The sequence below is a fragment of the Arthrobacter sp. S39 genome (genome assembly GCF_004320525.1).
Lineage (GTDB): Bacteria > Actinomycetota > Actinomycetes > Actinomycetales > Micrococcaceae > Arthrobacter.
The window spans coordinates 254,033-269,455 of sequence record NZ_SIHX01000001.1; the positions used below are offsets into that span (position 1 = coordinate 254,033).

The 15,423-nt window shown below is 60.6% G+C and carries 19 protein-coding genes; 2 read left to right on the plus strand and 17 right to left on the minus strand.

Annotated elements, in window-relative coordinates; translation table 11 throughout:
- Positions 1-4: 4 nt before the first annotated feature.
- The 17 genes from EYS21_RS01260 to EYS21_RS01340 form a co-directional block, all read right to left on the minus strand.
- On the minus strand, positions 5-1,561 hold the full coding sequence (locus EYS21_RS01260; protein ID WP_131131316.1) for a CpaF family protein: 1,557 nt from the start codon (positions 1,559-1,561) through the stop codon (positions 5-7).
- Positions 1,562-2,758, minus strand: a complete 1,197-nt coding sequence (locus EYS21_RS01265) for an AAA family ATPase (RefSeq protein ID WP_131131317.1) — start codon at positions 2,756-2,758, stop codon at positions 1,562-1,564. It abuts the gene before it with no gap.
- On the minus strand, positions 2,755-3,525 hold the full coding sequence (locus EYS21_RS01270) for an RcpC/CpaB family pilus assembly protein (protein WP_131131318.1): 771 nt from the start codon (positions 3,523-3,525) through the stop codon (positions 2,755-2,757). Before EYS21_RS01270 ends, EYS21_RS01265 begins: the two co-directional genes overlap by 4 nt.
- Before the next feature lie 42 nt (positions 3,526-3,567).
- A complete protein-coding gene (locus EYS21_RS01275; RefSeq protein WP_131131319.1) occupies positions 3,568-4,599 on the minus strand; it encodes a pilus assembly protein TadG-related protein in 1,032 nt (343 codons plus the stop codon).
- Entirely contained in the window at positions 4,587-4,979 is a 393-nt protein-coding gene (locus EYS21_RS01280; RefSeq protein ID WP_131131320.1) for a TadE family protein, read from the minus strand. Before EYS21_RS01280 ends, EYS21_RS01275 begins: the two co-directional genes overlap by 13 nt.
- 120 nt (positions 4,980-5,099) lie before the next feature.
- A complete protein-coding gene (locus tag EYS21_RS01285; RefSeq protein ID WP_131131321.1) occupies positions 5,100-5,336 on the minus strand; it encodes a Flp family type IVb pilin in 237 nt (78 codons plus the stop codon).
- A gap of 264 nt (positions 5,337-5,600) precedes the next feature.
- Positions 5,601-5,813: a Flp family type IVb pilin gene (locus EYS21_RS01290; RefSeq protein ID WP_131131322.1), complete on the minus strand. Its 213-nt coding sequence runs from the start codon at positions 5,811-5,813 to the stop codon at positions 5,601-5,603.
- 8 nt (positions 5,814-5,821) lie between these two features.
- Entirely contained in the window at positions 5,822-6,697 is an 876-nt protein-coding gene (locus EYS21_RS01295) for a type II secretion system F family protein (protein WP_131131323.1), read from the minus strand.
- A gap of 11 nt (positions 6,698-6,708) precedes the next feature.
- Positions 6,709-7,659 carry a type II secretion system F family protein gene (locus EYS21_RS01300; protein WP_131131324.1) on the minus strand — a complete coding sequence of 317 codons (951 nt, stop codon included), beginning with the start codon at positions 7,657-7,659 and terminating at the stop codon, positions 6,709-6,711.
- 2 nt (positions 7,660-7,661) lie between these two features.
- A complete protein-coding gene (locus EYS21_RS01305) occupies positions 7,662-9,146 on the minus strand; it encodes a CpaF family protein (protein ID WP_131131325.1) in 1,485 nt (494 codons plus the stop codon).
- Complete coding sequence (locus EYS21_RS01310; RefSeq protein WP_131131326.1) at positions 9,143-10,348, minus strand: AAA family ATPase; 1,206 nt, start codon at positions 10,346-10,348, stop codon at positions 9,143-9,145. Before EYS21_RS01310 ends, EYS21_RS01305 begins: the two co-directional genes overlap by 4 nt.
- Positions 10,345-11,127: an RcpC/CpaB family pilus assembly protein gene (locus EYS21_RS01315; protein ID WP_131131327.1), complete on the minus strand. Its 783-nt coding sequence runs from the start codon at positions 11,125-11,127 to the stop codon at positions 10,345-10,347. The genes EYS21_RS01310 and EYS21_RS01315 overlap by 4 nt, the downstream gene beginning before the upstream one ends.
- Positions 11,128-11,155: 28 nt before the next feature.
- Positions 11,156-12,163: a pilus assembly protein TadG-related protein gene (locus tag EYS21_RS01320; protein ID WP_131131328.1), complete on the minus strand. Its 1,008-nt coding sequence runs from the start codon at positions 12,161-12,163 to the stop codon at positions 11,156-11,158.
- Entirely contained in the window at positions 12,151-12,543 is a 393-nt protein-coding gene (locus EYS21_RS01325) for a TadE/TadG family type IV pilus assembly protein (RefSeq protein ID WP_131131329.1), read from the minus strand. The genes EYS21_RS01320 and EYS21_RS01325 overlap by 13 nt, the downstream gene beginning before the upstream one ends.
- Positions 12,544-12,617: 74 nt before the next feature.
- Entirely contained in the window at positions 12,618-12,818 is a 201-nt protein-coding gene (locus tag EYS21_RS01330) for a Flp family type IVb pilin (RefSeq protein WP_131131330.1), read from the minus strand.
- 148 nt (positions 12,819-12,966) lie between these two features.
- Complete coding sequence (locus EYS21_RS01335; protein ID WP_131131331.1) at positions 12,967-13,167, minus strand: Flp family type IVb pilin; 201 nt, start codon at positions 13,165-13,167, stop codon at positions 12,967-12,969.
- Between the two features lie 274 nt (positions 13,168-13,441).
- Positions 13,442-14,107 (minus strand): A24 family peptidase, encoded by a 666-nt coding sequence (locus tag EYS21_RS01340; protein WP_347559514.1) that lies wholly within the window; start codon positions 14,105-14,107, stop codon positions 13,442-13,444.
- A gap of 297 nt (positions 14,108-14,404) precedes the next feature.
- On the opposite strand from EYS21_RS01340, the gene rplM reads away from it, so the two are divergent.
- Positions 14,405-14,848, plus strand: coding sequence for a 50S ribosomal protein L13 (rplM, locus tag EYS21_RS01345; RefSeq protein WP_015937805.1), 444 nt, complete (start codon positions 14,405-14,407; stop codon positions 14,846-14,848).
- Between the two features lie 38 nt (positions 14,849-14,886).
- Positions 14,887-15,393: a 30S ribosomal protein S9 gene (rpsI, locus tag EYS21_RS01350; protein ID WP_050684362.1), complete on the plus strand. Its 507-nt coding sequence runs from the start codon at positions 14,887-14,889 to the stop codon at positions 15,391-15,393.
- Positions 15,394-15,423: the final 30 nt, after the last annotated feature.

Sequence of the window (15,423 nt, forward strand, 5' to 3'; positions counted from 1 at the left end):
CGACCTAGGCCTTTCCGGGTCCTGCAGGGCCCGCACCAGCCGGACCCGGACCGGCAGGGGTCGCGAAAACAGCTGGCGACACATGGATTCCGAGGTCCTCGAAGCGGTCGATAAACCGCGGCCGGATGCCGGTTGCAATGGGCTTGCCCAGAAAGCGCCCATGTTGGTCAACGCCAGCGGAATAGTCGAAGACGAAGGCGTCCTGGAGGGTTACGATGTCCCCTTCCATGCCTTGGACCTCGGTGACGTGGGTGATCCGACGGGTACCGTCACGTAAACGTGAGATCTGGACAATCAGATTGACCGCGGACGCGATCTGCTCGCGGATGGCCCGCAGCGGCAGATCCATTCCTGCCATCAGTACCAGTGTTTCCAGCCGGGCTACGGCATCGCGCGGGGAATTGGAGTGGACGGTGGAGAGGGAACCATCGTGGCCAGTGTTCATGGCCTGGAGCATGTCCAGCGATTCGCCGCCGCGGACCTCGCCCACCACAATGCGGTCCGGCCGCATGCGCAGTGAGTTGCGGAGCAGTTCGCGGATGGTCACTTCGCCTTTGCCCTCAGTGTTGGGAGGGCGGCTCTCCAAGCGGACCACGTGGTCCTGCTGGATCTGGAGTTCCACCGCGTCCTCGATGGTGACAATCCGTTCGTTTGCCGGGAGGAAGGAAGAGAGGACGTTGAGCAGTGTGGTCTTGCCGGTACCTGTTCCGCCGGAGACGATGATGTTCAGCTTGGCCTTGACGCATGCATTGAGCAGTTCCGCCATCTCCGGCGTCAGGGTGCCGAAGTCGATGAGGTTCCTGACTGTCAGCGGAACTTTGCTGAATTTACGGATGGTCAGGGAGGATCCGCCCACGGCCAGCGGAGGGATAACGGCGTTGACGCGCGAGCCGTCCTCCAACCGGGCGTCCACCAGGGGTGAGGACTCGTCAATGCGGCGGCCCACTTTGGAGACGATACGCTCGATGACCTTGCGGAGGTGCTCCTCGGAGCTGAAGCGTGAGTCTGCAAGGGTTAGGTGCCCCTTGCGCTCCACGTAGATCTGGTCCATGCGGTTGACCATGATTTCGGTGACCGCGGGATCATCCAGCAGCCGCTGAAGCGGACCGTAGCCCAGGACGTCGTCGGCCACATCCTGCACCAGACGGGTGCGTTCCTCTGGAGAGAGCGGCACCTGCTCGGCGTCGATGATCCGTGTCAGTTCATCCCGGGCTGAGGACTTGAGTTCCTGTTCCGTGATGGACGAGTCATTGAACCGGGCGCCAAGACGTTCGAACAGCGCCGTCGCTGCCCTTTCCTTGAGGGCCGCGAAGACGTCCACGGGCTGCAGGGCTTTCGGCCGCGTCTCTTCCTGATGAGCGTGCACGGTGACGACGACGGCAGGAGGCGGTGCCGCCGTCGTCGTCCGCTGTTCCGGAGCCTGTTCAAACCACCGCACGCGCTGGGCAGGAACTTCAGGACGCGGCACATCGAGAGTGGGGGCTGAAGCCTTCACAGAAGCCGGCTGGGAACTTGGCTGGGCTTTTCCCTGGGCGGCACTGATGCGCTCTGAAAGTTTCATCTAGACCACTACCCTTCGGTGGAGTTTGCGCTGCGATTTTTCCCGCCACGCAGGGTTGAAGCGTTCCACGAGCCGGTTCAGCCCCTTGGTTGCGGGGTCTTTTACGGGCTCCTGGAGGACGGGGATTCCGCGGTTGGTGGAGAGCGCCACGGCGCGGGACCGAGGGATGCTCACGTCCACGGGCGCGCCGATGGTCGATTCGAGGTCCTGGACAGTTAGGCCGGTTTTGGCATCGGCCATGTTCAGGACCACATGCCGGGTGTCCGGAAGAACGTCCAGCTGGCGGAGGATATCCAGGCCTGAGCGGAGGCCACGGACGCTGGGGATATCCATACCGCTCACCCACACCACGTCCGTGCACTTTTCCATGGCGGCGAGCCCAATTTCCGGCAGACCGGGTGCTGTGTCCACCACGACGTACTGGAACTGTTCAGACAGCTGTTCCAGCAGCCGGCTGATCTGGTCCGGGGTGATCTCGTCCGCGTCCACGGGCGTTGGGGGAGCGCAGAGCGCGTAGATGCTGCCCGGGTGGACAGTGAGGAAGGCTTTGAGCACCAGGGAGTCCTGGCTCGCGGCGGGCGACACCGCGTCCGTCACCGTGTGCTCGGGGTCAAGGTAAAGCCCGGAGGCGACGTCCCCGAACTGCAGGTCCAGGTCCACAATGACCACGCTCATGGGCGCTACCTTGCCCAGCCCGATGGCGATGTTGGTGGCGATGGTAGTTTTGCCCACGCCGCCCTTCGGGGAGAAGACGCCGATGACTAGGCCCTTATTGGACTCCGGCGCTTGCTGAGGCGCCGTTGCACGGTACCGGTGCGCGAAGGACTGGCTGGCACGCTCCAGGAGTACCCGAAGCTGCGCTGGATCCGAATGGGGGGAAGCGACGTCCCGGATGCCTGCCCGCATGGCGTGCAGAAGGAAGTCGGGGTCAGGCTCGGCGGCTATAATGACGCTCAGTTCCGGGAAACCGACATTCAGGACCGTCGCGAACCGAAGTGCCTCGTCCAGAGGCACTTCCGGTCCCAGGACCAGCACTTCAGGGTGTTCCTGGTCCAGGCTGGCGAAGAGCTCGTGCGGGTCCGCCGGCAATAAGGTGGTGAAGAAGGTCTGTACGCCTCCCTGCAGACCGCCGGCAACAGCTTGACGGAGGCGTGCGTCGAAGCTGACGTCGGGAGTGATTAGGACAAAGCGGCTCATTTGTAGAGGTCCGACCTGGTCATGACGCGCGGTCCGCTGTCCTGCGCGTCGAGCGGTTCCTTGCTGAGCCAGAGGGCAGCGAATTCTGAGGCGAAGACGATCTTGTCCGCGTTGATGTCGTTCACGGCAACGGTGACCATAAGGAGTCCGGTGGGGAGGTTGACGTCACGGGGATCCGGTGCCGGTTCTGCACTTGCCGACGGGGCCGGGTTTGCCACGGCTCCTTCGGGTGCCCGTTGGACGGCGGTCACCAGTGCTTTGCGGATGGACAGTTGCACGGTTTCCTGGTCGGCTTTGGCTTCGATGCCGCCATTGGGCAGGGTGATGAAGATGCCCACCGTGTCACCCGCCGCCAGGCGTCCGCCCACAACGCGCTGGGGTTCCAGCTGAAAGGAGACTTCCTGCAGGCCTGCCGGGACAGGGACCGAACCCAGGGTCTTCAGTTCCTCAGGCGAGATCAGCCTCTCTGCAAGCAGTTGCTCGCCGGGTACGAGGTCTGCGGAGGTGACCTTCCCGACCGCTCCGTCCAGCGTGTTCAGGGCAGTCTTGGCGACGGCGGTGCCAGGTAGTTCCTGAAGGGCAACCGATGCTTTCACCGTCTCAGCGGAGGAACCTGCCGGAACGGCTTTGGTCACAACAAGGACGCCGACCGGGTCAAGGCCGCTGACCGCCCGTTGATCGGCTCCCTGGGCGTAGGACACCACGATGACCGCTCCGACTATGGCCAGCAGCACTGCCACTACTCCGGCCAATAAACGTGACTTCACTGACTGCTCCTGTGCGTTTCACAAATCATGGTGTTCTCTGAACTAATTGCTGAGTGCAACGACGGTGGCACCATCGGCGTTTATTGGCCCCAGGGTGTAGCCGTTGGCCAAGGAAACGTATTTGACGAAGGTTCCGATAATGCCCCGGCATGGTTCTTTGCATTCCAGGGCTGACGGGACATCCGGTGACCTGTTGCGGAAGGTGTAGGGAAGGCCCGTGTTGCCAACCTTCCACCCGGCCACCCTGAATGCGGCGAAGGTTGTGAGGCCGAAGACTGCATTTGTGCCGGTGCCGGTGACTGAATTGAAGATGGGCAGCAAGAGGATGACGTCCTTGCCCGCATTCATGTCCGCTGCCCAGCCGTTCAGAGTGGCCTCACAATTGGGCGGCGCATTGTTACCGGTGTCTCCGCCGGCAGTGCTGGTGGCGATGTCGATGATCGCGCCGCACTGGCCGGAGTCCTGTTTCAGTTCACCGAACCCGCCCTCGACTGCGGCCCCGGACGGCCCGTAGTTGCAGTCGGTGTTGGCGTTCTTCCCATGCAACTGGAGAAGCTGCATCACGTCAGTCTGGTTTCGAACCTGGCAAACCGAGACGGTGATAGGGAAAGCTGTGAGCCCTTTTTCCGGGCTGCCCCAGAGGACGGTTGCCGGGGCGTTGACCTCCGCCGTATTCATTCCCAGGGCCCGGGCGAAGAAAAGGGAGACTTCATTGGGGGAGTGGCCGGCTTCCTGCGCGGACGCCCTCACAGTTACTGTCCGGGCGGTTTTGTCTAGGACAGCGGACTTGATGTTGCTGAGGCCATCGTTGGCGTTGCCGCTGGTAAGGGATACGGCAAGGGAAGACGTTGCAGAACAGTCCGGATCACTGGCGCTCCTGGCGCACTTTTGGGCGATCGCCAAGGCAGCGGCGTCGGCTCCATTTCGGAGCTGGGCCCGTTCGGCGTAGAGCATGCCCACATCCACGGCGATGGCGCCGAAGCCTAAAAGTGCCACCAGCATCATGGCGACGATGACGCTCACGGCGCCGCATTCGCCGTCGTTCTTCACGTTGGTTCGGTTCAGCCGCCGCATAGCATTGCTCCTTTGCCCGTCATGGTGAACGGACCGGCTATGCCTGTCATGGTGGACAGGCTGTACGTGACGGTGATGGAAATGCGGTGACCGGGTGCACATGTCGTTGAGCTGGGCGTATCGAGGTTCTTGAAGGTGATGTTCGCGTCCGCCAGGCCCGGTTGTAGGGAAAGCGCTGTGCTCTTCGCTGCATTGCGGGCTGCTGTCGCGTTGTTGGAGATTGCCATGACCCGGACCCCTTCACGCGCGGCAGCCGAGAGCGACGCCTGCGCGTTGTACACGCGACCGAATTCCATGATCCCTAAGAGCAGCATGACCAGCAGGGGTGCGACGATCGCGAACTCGACCGCAACGGCGCCGCGTTCGGATGCCCTCGACATGAAGAGACCTTTCAGCCAGTATCGTCTGGTTTGGAACCGGAGTGGCGGCGGCTAAATGCCGCCGCCACTGTCCTAGATTCTCGGGAAGAGTTAGGCGAGGCTGAGCGCCCAGCGACTGAGTTATGGTGCGCAGCTTCCGCCAGCTGCAGCGGTAGCGGTAGCGGCGGTTGCAGTCCAGGTACCGCCGCCGACGGAGCAAGAAACTTCCTGGAACATCAGGTTTAGTGTTCCACCGAGCAAAGTGACCGCAACGATTATGACGACGGCGATGAGGCCAACCATGATGCCGTACTCGACGGCGGTTGCGCCTTTCTCGTTGCGGAGACGGACTGAGAGGTTGGTGTAAAGAGAAAGCATTGAGACTCCTGAGCGAGTGGGTGAAGCTGGTCCAGCACCAGCTCTGACAAAAATCTAGCAACGCTTGATCGCACAATGGCGGGAGTTTGCAGCATCCTGTGCTAAGCCTTCCCAACGTGCACTCTTCCTGCGCTTTTCCTTAGCTGGCACTGCGTTGAAACTTGGAAATGCCAGATTCTTCGGGCACACAGGCGGACCCCCTCGGTTCTGGGTGCCGAGGGGGTCCGGTTCTTGGGGCGCCGGGTGGCGCGTTTGGGTCAGGAATTAGGGAATTCCGAGAGCCGTTCTGAGGGTTGTTGTCATTCCCATATAGTGCAGGTTCAGGGCCTGGCCGAAGGCCGCGACGCCGAGCACGAGTGCCAGGGCCAGGAACGACAGCAGAATCCCGTACTCTGTGGCCGTTGCCCCCCGTTGGTCCTCAAACGCGGCTTTCAGGCGGGCGACAAGGCGTTGGGCGTGAATGTTGAGCAGTAACACGGTTTCCCCTAGGAAAAGACAGCCATGATCTGGAGCACTGCCGGCCCCAGCAATACGATGAACAGGGTCGGAAGGATGAAGAAAATCAGCGGAAAGAGCATCTTGACGGGCATCTTCATGGCATGCTCTTCCGCCCGCTGCCGCCTCTTGATCCTCATGTCTTTGGCCTGGGTCTTGAGGACTCCGGCAATCGCAATGCCGTAAGTGTCGGCCTGGACTACCGCCCGGATGAAGGTGCGGACGTCAGGGACGTCCACCCTCTCGGCGAGCGATAGGTAGGCTTCCTTCCGTGACCGGCCCACTTGTATGTCCTGGAGGGTCCTGATCAGTTCGTCCGCAAGCGGTCCGCGGCCATTTTCACCGGCCCTTCCCATAGCGGTCTCGAAGCCCAACCCCGCCTGAACTGAAATCAGCATCTGGTCCAGCGCGTTGGGAAGTTCGAGCCTTATCTCTTCCCGCCGTTTCTGAGCCCGATTTCGCAACAGGATGTCCGGGACGAAGTACGCCAATGCCATGATCACGATGCCGATCACGAAGCGTCCGGCGGACGGTGCACCAAGAAAGACGAGAAGCCCCAGAATCGCACCGCCGAAAGCCAGCATGGGCTTGACCATGATGATCCGTGCCAGCGGCCATTGCTTGGGGCGGCCCGCTCCTGCCAACTGCTTGTCCAGCCACGCTTCGTAGCTGTGCGGGGTGAGCCGCTTGGAAAGGGCAGCGATTTGCTCATTGACGTTCAGGGACTGGGCAACTTGGCTAGGCCGGCGTCCAAGGTTGGTTTGGATATTGCGGAGTCCGGCGCGATCGCCTGTGAAGGCCAGCCAGATCATGCCCGAAATCGGAAGAACGATGGCCAGGATTGCTGCCATTGCGATGGGTTGCATAACTACCGCCCCTAGTACTTCGGCTTAATGATTCGGCTAAGCCAAAGGCCGCCGACTGAGAGAAGGGCGATCGCCGCACCAAGCATGACGAACCCGATGAAGGTTGTTGTGAAGACTCGTGCGTACGTCGGATTGAAGGTCACGAGGCCGATGAACATGAGGATCGGCAACGCCATCAGCACGAGCGCGGAGATCCGGCCTTCCGCACTCAAAGCCCGTACCTGGCCCCTGACCTGGTTTCGGTCCCGGATTGTTTCGCCAACATGGTCAAGGACCTCGGCGAGGTCGCCACCCACCTCCCGATGGATCTCAATAGCTTGCGCAATCCAGTAGAAGTCTTCGCTGGCTGTTCTACTGGACACATCAGCCAAGGATTCGCCCAGGTCACGTCCGATCCGAGTTTCGTTGACTATTCGACTCAGTTCTTCGGCCATCGGCCCTTCGTTTTCCTGAGCAGCCGCATCGATAGCCCTCAGAAGGCTGTGCCCTGCGCGAAGACCCCCTGCGAACATCTGGAGCGTGTCCGGCACCTGGGTGTCGAATTTCCGCCGCCGCCGAGAGATGAGAAGGTTCAGGAGAACAAAGAGCAAGAACGGGGCGAGCAAAACGGAGAGGATGCTGATCCCGAGTCCTCCGAGGAGGAACCCCAGCACTCCCGCCACCAGGGTTATTGCCCCAGCCATAAGAAGATACTCGCCCGGCTCCTTGTGGAGGCCTGCCTGCTCAAGCTTCTCGCGTTTAAACAAGCCACTGGACCGATTTTTCAGGCCGCGGTTCAGAATCCCGGCGGCCTGGTCTGTCAGCCTTGTCAGGCCGGAGGAATAGTGCACGGCATCAGGACGCCTTCGAGACAGCGCGACTCCCGCCCGACCCCTGATAACCACTCCGAATACGAGCCCGAGGGCCAGGTAGACCAAGAACAGTCCACCGATGAATATGCCCACTGGCAACTCGGCTCCCATGGCTACCTGCCCCTGACGGGCTGGGCCCCAAAGACCTGGGGAGAGATATGGATGCCGAGTTCAACGAACCTGTCGGTAAACCGCGGCCGCACACCCGTCGGAATCGGCTTGCCCAAGAACCGGCCGCTCGCATCAACACCAGCGGAGTAGTCGAAGACGAACGCATCCTGAAGGGTCACGATGTCACCTTCCATACCCTGGACCTCCGTGATGTGGGTCACCCGTCGGGTTCCGTCCCGAAGCCTTGAGATGTGGACGATGAGGTTGACGGCAGAGGCCACCTGCTCCCTCACAGCTCGGAGCGGGAGATCCATTCCAGCCATCAGGACAAGAGTTTCAAGGCGGGCAATAGCGTCCCGCGGAGAGTTGGCGTGAACGGTGGAGAGGGATCCGTCGTGTCCTGTGTTCATGGCTTGCAACATGTCAAGACATTCGCCGCCGCGGACCTCACCGACCACGATGCGGTCAGGACGCATGCGGAGTGAGTTCCGCACAAGGTCGCGGATGGCGACTTCACCTTTGCCCTCGATGTTCGCTGGCCGGCTTTCCAACCTGACCACGTGATCCTGCTGTAATTGCAGTTCAACCGCATCCTCAATGGTGACGATTCGGTCGGAAGCCGGAATGAACGACGAAAGGGCATTCAGCAGGGTGGTCTTGCCGGTGCCGGTACCTCCCGAGACGATGATGTTCATGCGGGCAAGGACGCAGGCTTGGAGCAGTTCAGCCATTTCAGGCGAGAGGCTGCCGTAGCCGATCAGCTTCTGGACCGTCAGTGCGTCGCCTCCGAACTTTCGGATGGTTAGAGCGGGTCCGTTGACGGCCAGCGGCGGAATGATCGCGTTCACGCGCGACCCGTCAGCGAGTCGGGCATCCACAAGGGGAGATGATTCGTCGATGCGACGGCCGACCTTCGAGACGATGCGTTCGATGACCCGCCTCAGCGCATCATCGGAAGCAAACTTCGTGTCCGTCATGATGAGTTTGCCGGCGCGTTCCACGTAGACCTGGTCAAACCGGTTCACCATTACTTCGGTAACTGACGGATCGTCAAGAAAGCGCTGGATTGGGCCATGACCAAGTACGTCGTCGATGATCTCCCGGGTAAGCCGCTGGCGCTCAGTCGCTGTCAGCGGAACTTGTTCCTCGTCAACGACGATTTTGAGTTCGTCTTTGACGTACTGATGGAGTTCGGCTTCTTCAAGCGACGAATCGGTGATGCGCGCGCCCAGTCGTTCATAGAGTGCCTGGCTGGCACGCTCCTTGAGGGCGCCAAGGGCTCCGCTGGCAGCGGCCGCCGTTTGCGTGAGCTCAACAACGTCCGCTGCATGAGCAGTTTCTGCGGTCTTTGCCTCGTGAATTCGGCCCAAGGTAGCGGGCTCTGCAGGGCCACCCTGTACTGTAAACGGGTTCGGCGGAACGGCCTCAACGAGCGTCGTCGGGGACTCTGTACCACGCGCTTTTTCTAGTCTGCGAGAGAGATTCACTGGACTACCGCCCTTCTGTGAAGTTTCTTATGAGGTCTGGCTTCCCAATTCGGCTTGAAGCGGTCCACCAGCTGGCGCAGTCCTTTGGTGGCCGGGTCCCTGCTACCGTCTTGAAGCAGGGGGACGCCTTTATTGGTGGAGAACGGAAGCGTCCTGGACCGGGGCAAGACAACATCGACGGGAGCGCCGATGGTGGTTTCCACGTCCTGCAATGTCAGGCCGGTCCGACGGTCGGCCATATTCAGGACCACGTGGCGCCGTTCGGGCAGGAGGTTCAGTTCCGCTAGGATCTGGCTTCCCGTGCGAAGGCCCCTGATGCTGGGTATGTCCATTCCGCAAATCCACACTGCGTCCGAGGCGAGGTCCAGGGTTGCCAGGACGTGTTCGCCCAGGCCGGGAGCAGTGTCCACGACGACGTACTGGAACTCCTGCTTCAGCTGGTTCAGCAGGTGGGTGACGTTCTCGCCACTGATGCGGTCCATTTCCACCGGGTTTCGCGGCGCGCAGAGGGCATAAATTCCGGCCGGGTGAACGCTGAGGTACGTCTTGAGGACCATGGAGTCCTGACTGGCTGCTCCTACCACAGCGTCGGTGATGGTGTGCTCGGGTTCGAGCATAAGGCCGCTGGCTACGTCGCCAAATTGGAGATCCAAGTCAACGATCACAACGCCCATTGGAGCGAACTGACCTAGTCCGACGGCGATGTTGGTCGCAACCGTGGTCTTGCCCACCCCGCCCTTCGGGGAGATAACGGCGATGATGCGTCCGCCTTCAGCATGCTCATGGTGTTCGGAGCTACTTGGTGCGAGGCCCCTCCGACGTCCGGCAGCGGCCAGGCTGGCCCGTTCCACGATGATTCGAATGTGATCCGATTCGGCCGCCGGGTCCAGGAGGTCCCTCACGCCGGCGCGCATCGCCTGGATGGCGACCTCTGAGGACTCCCCAGCCACCAAGATCATGCTGATCTCCGGATACTGCAGATCCATGACCGACGCGAACTTCAGAGCGTCATCTTCCGGGAGTCCAGGGCCGAGGATGAATACTTCGGGTGGTTCCCCGAGGAGCTGCTTGAGTACTTCGGCCGGGCCTTGGGGAAGGTAATCGGCCTGGAAATACTGCAGGGACCCAGGCATGCCGGCGGTTGCCATCCGGACACGGCGTTCGAAGTCAGTGTTAGGCGTGATCAGGACGAAGCGGCTCATCGGAATACCTTGGTCTTGTCAACCACTCCGGTGTTGCCTTCGGTTGCCTCGGCCGGTTCCTTGGACATGTAGATCCTGCCAAACTCAATGGCGTAGACCAACCGTTCCGCTTCGACGGAGTTGCGGGCTACCGTGATCAGGTACGTGCCGTCACTTTGGCTGCTGCCCGAACTCAAAGCGCCGTCAGATTCACCTTCCTGGGCCGCCTCAGGCTGAGCGGCGCTGCCATTGCTGAATTGGGCCGCTGTCACAAGTACCTTGTGGAAAGTGAGTTGCGTACCGGAGGACTGTGTAGCCGTTTCCCCTGAGCCGTTCGTTGACGTCTCAGTCAGCGAGACGAAGATGCCGACCGTGTCGCCGGCCGTGACTTTTCCGCCGACCACCCGTTCGATGGGGAGTTTGAGAGTAACTTCCTGCATTCCATCCGGCACTGCAACCCTTGACGGACCAAGGAAGGAATCGGGATCAACCATGCGGCTTGCCATCAGCTGTTCGCCGGGAACCAGCGAAACTGCAGTGACTTTGCTGCCCAGCTCCGAAAGTTCCGTGACGGTCCCCTCAGTGAGGCTGGACTTCTGAATTGGCTTCAGGGCCACGGAACCGCCGATTTCACTCGCCGGCGTCCCTGCAGGAATGGCTTTCTGTACGACGAGGACCTCGGAGGTCTCGGTGCCTGCCATGGCTCGTTGATCGGCGCTTTGGACATATGTGATGAGAAGGACTGTGCCGATAATTGCAACGAGTAGCGCGGCGATGCCTCCCAGTAGGCGTGTTTTCATTTCTCCCCTTAGTTGGTGCAGTTGGTGCTTACTTGATCAGCTCGGTAACAGTGACGTTGCCGGTGGGTGTGGTTGAGCCTCCGGAGAAGAGCCCCGGATCTGCGGAATATCCCAGAAAGGTTCCGTAGAGACCTTTCTCACTTCCTGTGAAAACGTTGGTCGGGTCATACTTGGCCTGACCGGTGAGGTTCCATGCCTGGATCTTGAAGCCCGCCCACTTTTCGATGTAGTACTGGACGCTGCTTCCGTTGCAGGCTCCAAACTGTGAGGAGGGCATCCCATCGCACGTGTACTTGTACACGGGCAGGGCCACTGTTGAATTCGCCAGCCACGGGTTGATTGCCGGGTTGAAGAGATCGATGCAGCCGTTGGGCACTCCTTCGCCTGCAGACGTGTAGCTCCATTGGCCCACCTCAGCCGTCACGTTGCACCCGGTGTTGCCGTCAGGGTCAAGCCAGGCGAATCCGCCGGGAATGACTTGGTTCGACGGGTTGGTTCCGTTACAGTCCTGGGCGCCACCTTGGGTAAGGATCTTGTGCGGCATCCCGTCGTCCTCGAACTCGCAGGAAGCGAAAGTCAGTGGGAGGACGGATACGCCTCGGGTGGGGTAAAACCATCTGGCTGTCGCTGTGGCTCCCACCTTTGCCGCAGGTGCATTCAGGGCGCTCGCGAACATCTTGCTGAGGAAGCCTGCGCCGGTAGTGCCGTCCTTGGTCGAGGTAGTGACCGATACGTTGCCGGCCACTGACAGATCCACGGATTCAACCGTTGTATTTGCATCATTGGAGTTGCTGTTAGCGAAGCTGGCTGCCAAGGTGTTCGCGTTCGCCTGCGAGCAACCGCCTTCTGAACAAAGATCAGCGCCTGCCAAGGCGCCCGCATCGGCCGCGTTCTGAAGCTGGGCGCGTTCTGAGTAAATCTGTCCCGTATCAACTGCAAGCGCACCTGCACCAATGAGGACCATCATCATGACAGCGACAAGGGCGCCGCTGGCGCCGCGCTCCCGGGACTCGGGGTCGCCAACTATCCGCCGCATCGCATTGCTCCTACTCCGGTAAGGGTTACCGAACTTCCAAACAGCCCGGTCATCGTGGCCGAGGTGTAGGTGATGGTTACTTTGATTGGGTCATTCGAGGTGCATGCGGTGGGCGTGAAGGTGTAGGCGAAGGCGCTGGTGTTCAGGCCAGGTGCGCCGGCCGCCGCGGCCGCTTTGGCGTCTGTTTGGTTATCCTTGATGGCCATCTCCCGGGCCGCTTCACGTGCCGCCTGCGTCACAGATATCTGCGCGTTAAAGGCGTGGGCGAATTCAACGATTCCGGTGACGAGGGCCAGCAGCAGCGGCGCAACCAAGGCGAACTCGACGGCGACGGCGCCACGGCTCTTGTGGTCCGTGCTTTCTTTGCAGGTCTTCTTCAACGGATCCCCCGTGGATGGTTGGTGTTTGGGGTGTGCCGCGCCATTGGGGGCGGCACACCCGCGGAAGGTTGCGGCTACCAGGTGCCGACGGTGGAGCCCAAGGTGGAGAACCAGGTGTTCAGCGCGGTACCGAAGGCCGTGACGCCCAGAATGATGAGCAGAGCGATAAACGCTACGAGGAGTGAGTATTCGGTAGCGGTTGCGCCTTTTTCAGAGGCAACGCGGTCCTTGATACCTGAGACGAAGGCGAGGACGGAGACCATAAGTGAAGTCATTGTCAATTCCTTAGTTGAAATCGAAGTACTCGGAAATTCGGCGAAGACCAAAACCGCCCCATTCGGTGGTTGCTGGACTTCCGTATGCCGTGGCCGGCAGTGTGCCGCGCCTTGATGCAATGACGCGGCACACTTCGGGACGGGCGATTTACCAGGTTCCTACGCGAGACCCAAGGCTCGAGAACCAAGTGTTGAGCGCTGTACCGAAGGCCGTGACGCCGATGATGATGAGCAGGGCGATGAATGCCACGAGCAGGGAGTACTCCGTCGCGGTCGCGCCCTTCTCGGAGGTGAAACGGTCCTTGACTCCGGAAACAAAAGCCAGAACGGAGACCATGAGTGCAGTCATTTTAAATTCCTTAATTCGGTGAAATTGATGTGGATTATTCCAACGAATTTCCAGCGGCCCCCATAATTCTTTAGCTGCTGGACTTTCGCTAGCTAAAGAATTGCACCGGGCAAGAATCGCAACAATGCGTAGTGGTACTCGAGTTTTTTGGACTCCGAAGTAGCACGTACTTGGCCACGTAAATGGAGTACTCAGGTTTGGGAGTGCGGCAGCCAGGAACTACTTGGAAGCTCCGGAGGCCACGTGTAGGGCTGTGAACCTTTGCACCCGAAACTCAGGCCGAAACGAGGACCACAGCAATGGCCGCTGCCAGCATAGAAGGCCCGTAGGCCACTTCGGCAGGCGTCTTCTCGGGACCACGCCCGACTAATACGGCGGAGGCAATTCCGCCTACGATGAAGCCGAGCAGCCCGCCATAAAGCAGTTGGGTCCAGCCTAGGTACCCCAAGTAGAGACCGACCGGAGCGGCTAGCTTTACATCTCCCATTCCGATGCCCTTCGGGGAAATCAGAGCCAGAACCAAGTAGATAACGAACAAGATCGCTCCACCCGAGACCGCTTTCACTAGGTCGCTCCACGGTTCGCCGGCAAGAGTCGATGCCGTAAGAAGTGCTGCCCCTCCTGCTAGAAGGAGCAATACGAGGGGATCAGGCAGCAAGTGGAGCTCGATATCAATTCGTGCGAGCTGAATTCCGAGGACGCCGAGAAAGACGAATGCCGGCAACACGGGTTCATCCTCCATTCGGAGGGCAAATGCAAAGCAGACAACTGCTGTTATTGCCGCCGTCGCGGTTCTCACGCGACCCCGCGGCAATCTGCCGAACCGGGGCAGGAGCCTGGCGATGAGCAGGTCGGCGAGCAGTGAGAGGCTGGCCCCCAGAAGTCCCATGCCTGCCGCCAGAAGCAGCCCGTGCATGCTGGTCAGCTCCAAAGAAGTCACTTAGTCCCCCTGCGTGCGTCGGACCGGTTGGTGGCGAATGAGCGTCCGACTACCTCATTTTGACCCTGGAGCCCGCTTCAAGCTAATATTGGTAGTCGTTGTGCGTGTCCTATCTCGATGATGCGTGCCCGCTTGAGAATCCGGTTGCAGGATAACTACTCAACGAGCACATTCGGGACCTAAGGATGACTGGTTACATGGAGTCCTCACCTCTGTTCCGGTAGCGCATAGATAGTAGGTGCACACGCTTGAGTGACGCCTAAACAAGAACGCCAGAACAAGAACGAGGCAAAAACCGTGCGTACGTACACCCCGAAGCCCGGCGATATCAACCGCCAGTGGCACGTCATTGACGCCACAGACGTTGTCCTTGGTCGTCTTGCCAGCCAGACCGCAATCCTGCTGCGCGGCAAGCACAAGGCCACCTTTGCGTCCCACATGGACATGGGCGACTTCGTCATCATTATCAACGCTGAGAAGGTAGCCCTGACCGGCGCCAAGCTGGAGCAGAAGCGCGCATACCGCCACTCCGGCTACCCGGGCGGCCTGACCTCTGTCAACTACGCGGAACTCCTGGAATCCAACCCGGTCCGCGCCGTTGAGAAGGCCATCAAAGGCATGCTCCCCAAGAACTCGCTTGCTGCCCAGCAGCTGGGCAAGCTGAAGGTGTACCGCGGTGCAGAGCACCCGCACGCCGCCCAGCAGCCCAAGACTTTCGAAATCACCCAGGTCGCCCAGTAGTCCTGGCCACCAAACAACTTATCTATACAAGGAGAACCGTGGCTCAGAACGAAGAGACCACCGAAGCCGTTGAGGCTGAGGAAACCCTGACCAGCTACACCTCTGAAAGCTCAGCTGCAGACGCCGCTGCGCCGAAGAAGGAACGTCCGGCCCTGACCGTTGCCGGCGCAGCAGTTGGCCGCCGCAAGGAAGCCGTTGCACGCGTTCGCGTTGTTCCCGGCTCCGGCAAGTGGACCATCAACGGCCGCGCGCTGGACAACTACTTCCCGAACAAGCTGCACCAGCAGGACGTCAACGAGCCCTTCAAGATCCTGGATCTTGAAGGCGCCTACGACGTCATCGCCCGCATCCACGGTGGCGGCATCTCCGGCCAGGCCGGCGCCCTGCGCCTCGGCATCGCCCGTTCGCTGAACGAGATCGATGTCGAGAACAACCGCGCCACGCTGAAGAAGGCCGGTTACCTCTCCCGCGACGCCCGCGTCATCGAGCGTAAGAAGGCCGGTCTCAAGAAGGCCCGCAAGGCTCAGCAGTACTCCAAGCGCTAAGTCCGCTTGCGCAAAAGCCCGTCCCGCCGT

Excerpts from the sequence above, each read along its gene's own strand:
- EYS21_RS01260 (WP_131131316.1), bottom strand. The coding sequence starts at position 1,561 with ATGAAACTTTCAGAGCGCATCAGTGCCGCCCAGGGAAAAGCCCAGCCA.
- EYS21_RS01265 (WP_131131317.1), bottom strand. The coding sequence starts at position 2,758 with ATGAGCCGCTTTGTCCTAATCACTCCCGACGTCAGCTTCGACGCACGC.
- EYS21_RS01275 (WP_131131319.1), bottom strand. The coding sequence starts at position 4,599 with ATGCGGCGGCTGAACCGAACCAACGTGAAGAACGACGGCGAATGCGGC.
- EYS21_RS01280 (WP_131131320.1), bottom strand. The coding sequence starts at position 4,979 with ATGTCGAGGGCATCCGAACGCGGCGCCGTTGCGGTCGAGTTCGCGATC.
- EYS21_RS01285 (WP_131131321.1), bottom strand. The coding sequence starts at position 5,336 with ATGCTTTCTCTTTACACCAACCTCTCAGTCCGTCTCCGCAACGAGAAA.
- EYS21_RS01295 (WP_131131323.1), bottom strand. The coding sequence starts at position 6,697 with ATGCAACCCATCGCAATGGCAGCAATCCTGGCCATCGTTCTTCCGATT.
- EYS21_RS01300 (WP_131131324.1), bottom strand. The coding sequence starts at position 7,659 with ATGGGAGCCGAGTTGCCAGTGGGCATATTCATCGGTGGACTGTTCTTG.
- EYS21_RS01310 (WP_131131326.1), bottom strand. The coding sequence starts at position 10,348 with ATGAGCCGCTTCGTCCTGATCACGCCTAACACTGACTTCGAACGCCGT.
- EYS21_RS01315 (WP_131131327.1), bottom strand. The coding sequence starts at position 11,127 with ATGAAAACACGCCTACTGGGAGGCATCGCCGCGCTACTCGTTGCAATT.
- EYS21_RS01320 (WP_131131328.1), bottom strand. The coding sequence starts at position 12,163 with ATGCGGCGGATAGTTGGCGACCCCGAGTCCCGGGAGCGCGGCGCCAGC.
- EYS21_RS01330 (WP_131131330.1), bottom strand. The coding sequence starts at position 12,818 with ATGACTTCACTTATGGTCTCCGTCCTCGCCTTCGTCTCAGGTATCAAG.
- EYS21_RS01335 (WP_131131331.1), bottom strand. The coding sequence starts at position 13,167 with ATGACTGCACTCATGGTCTCCGTTCTGGCTTTTGTTTCCGGAGTCAAG.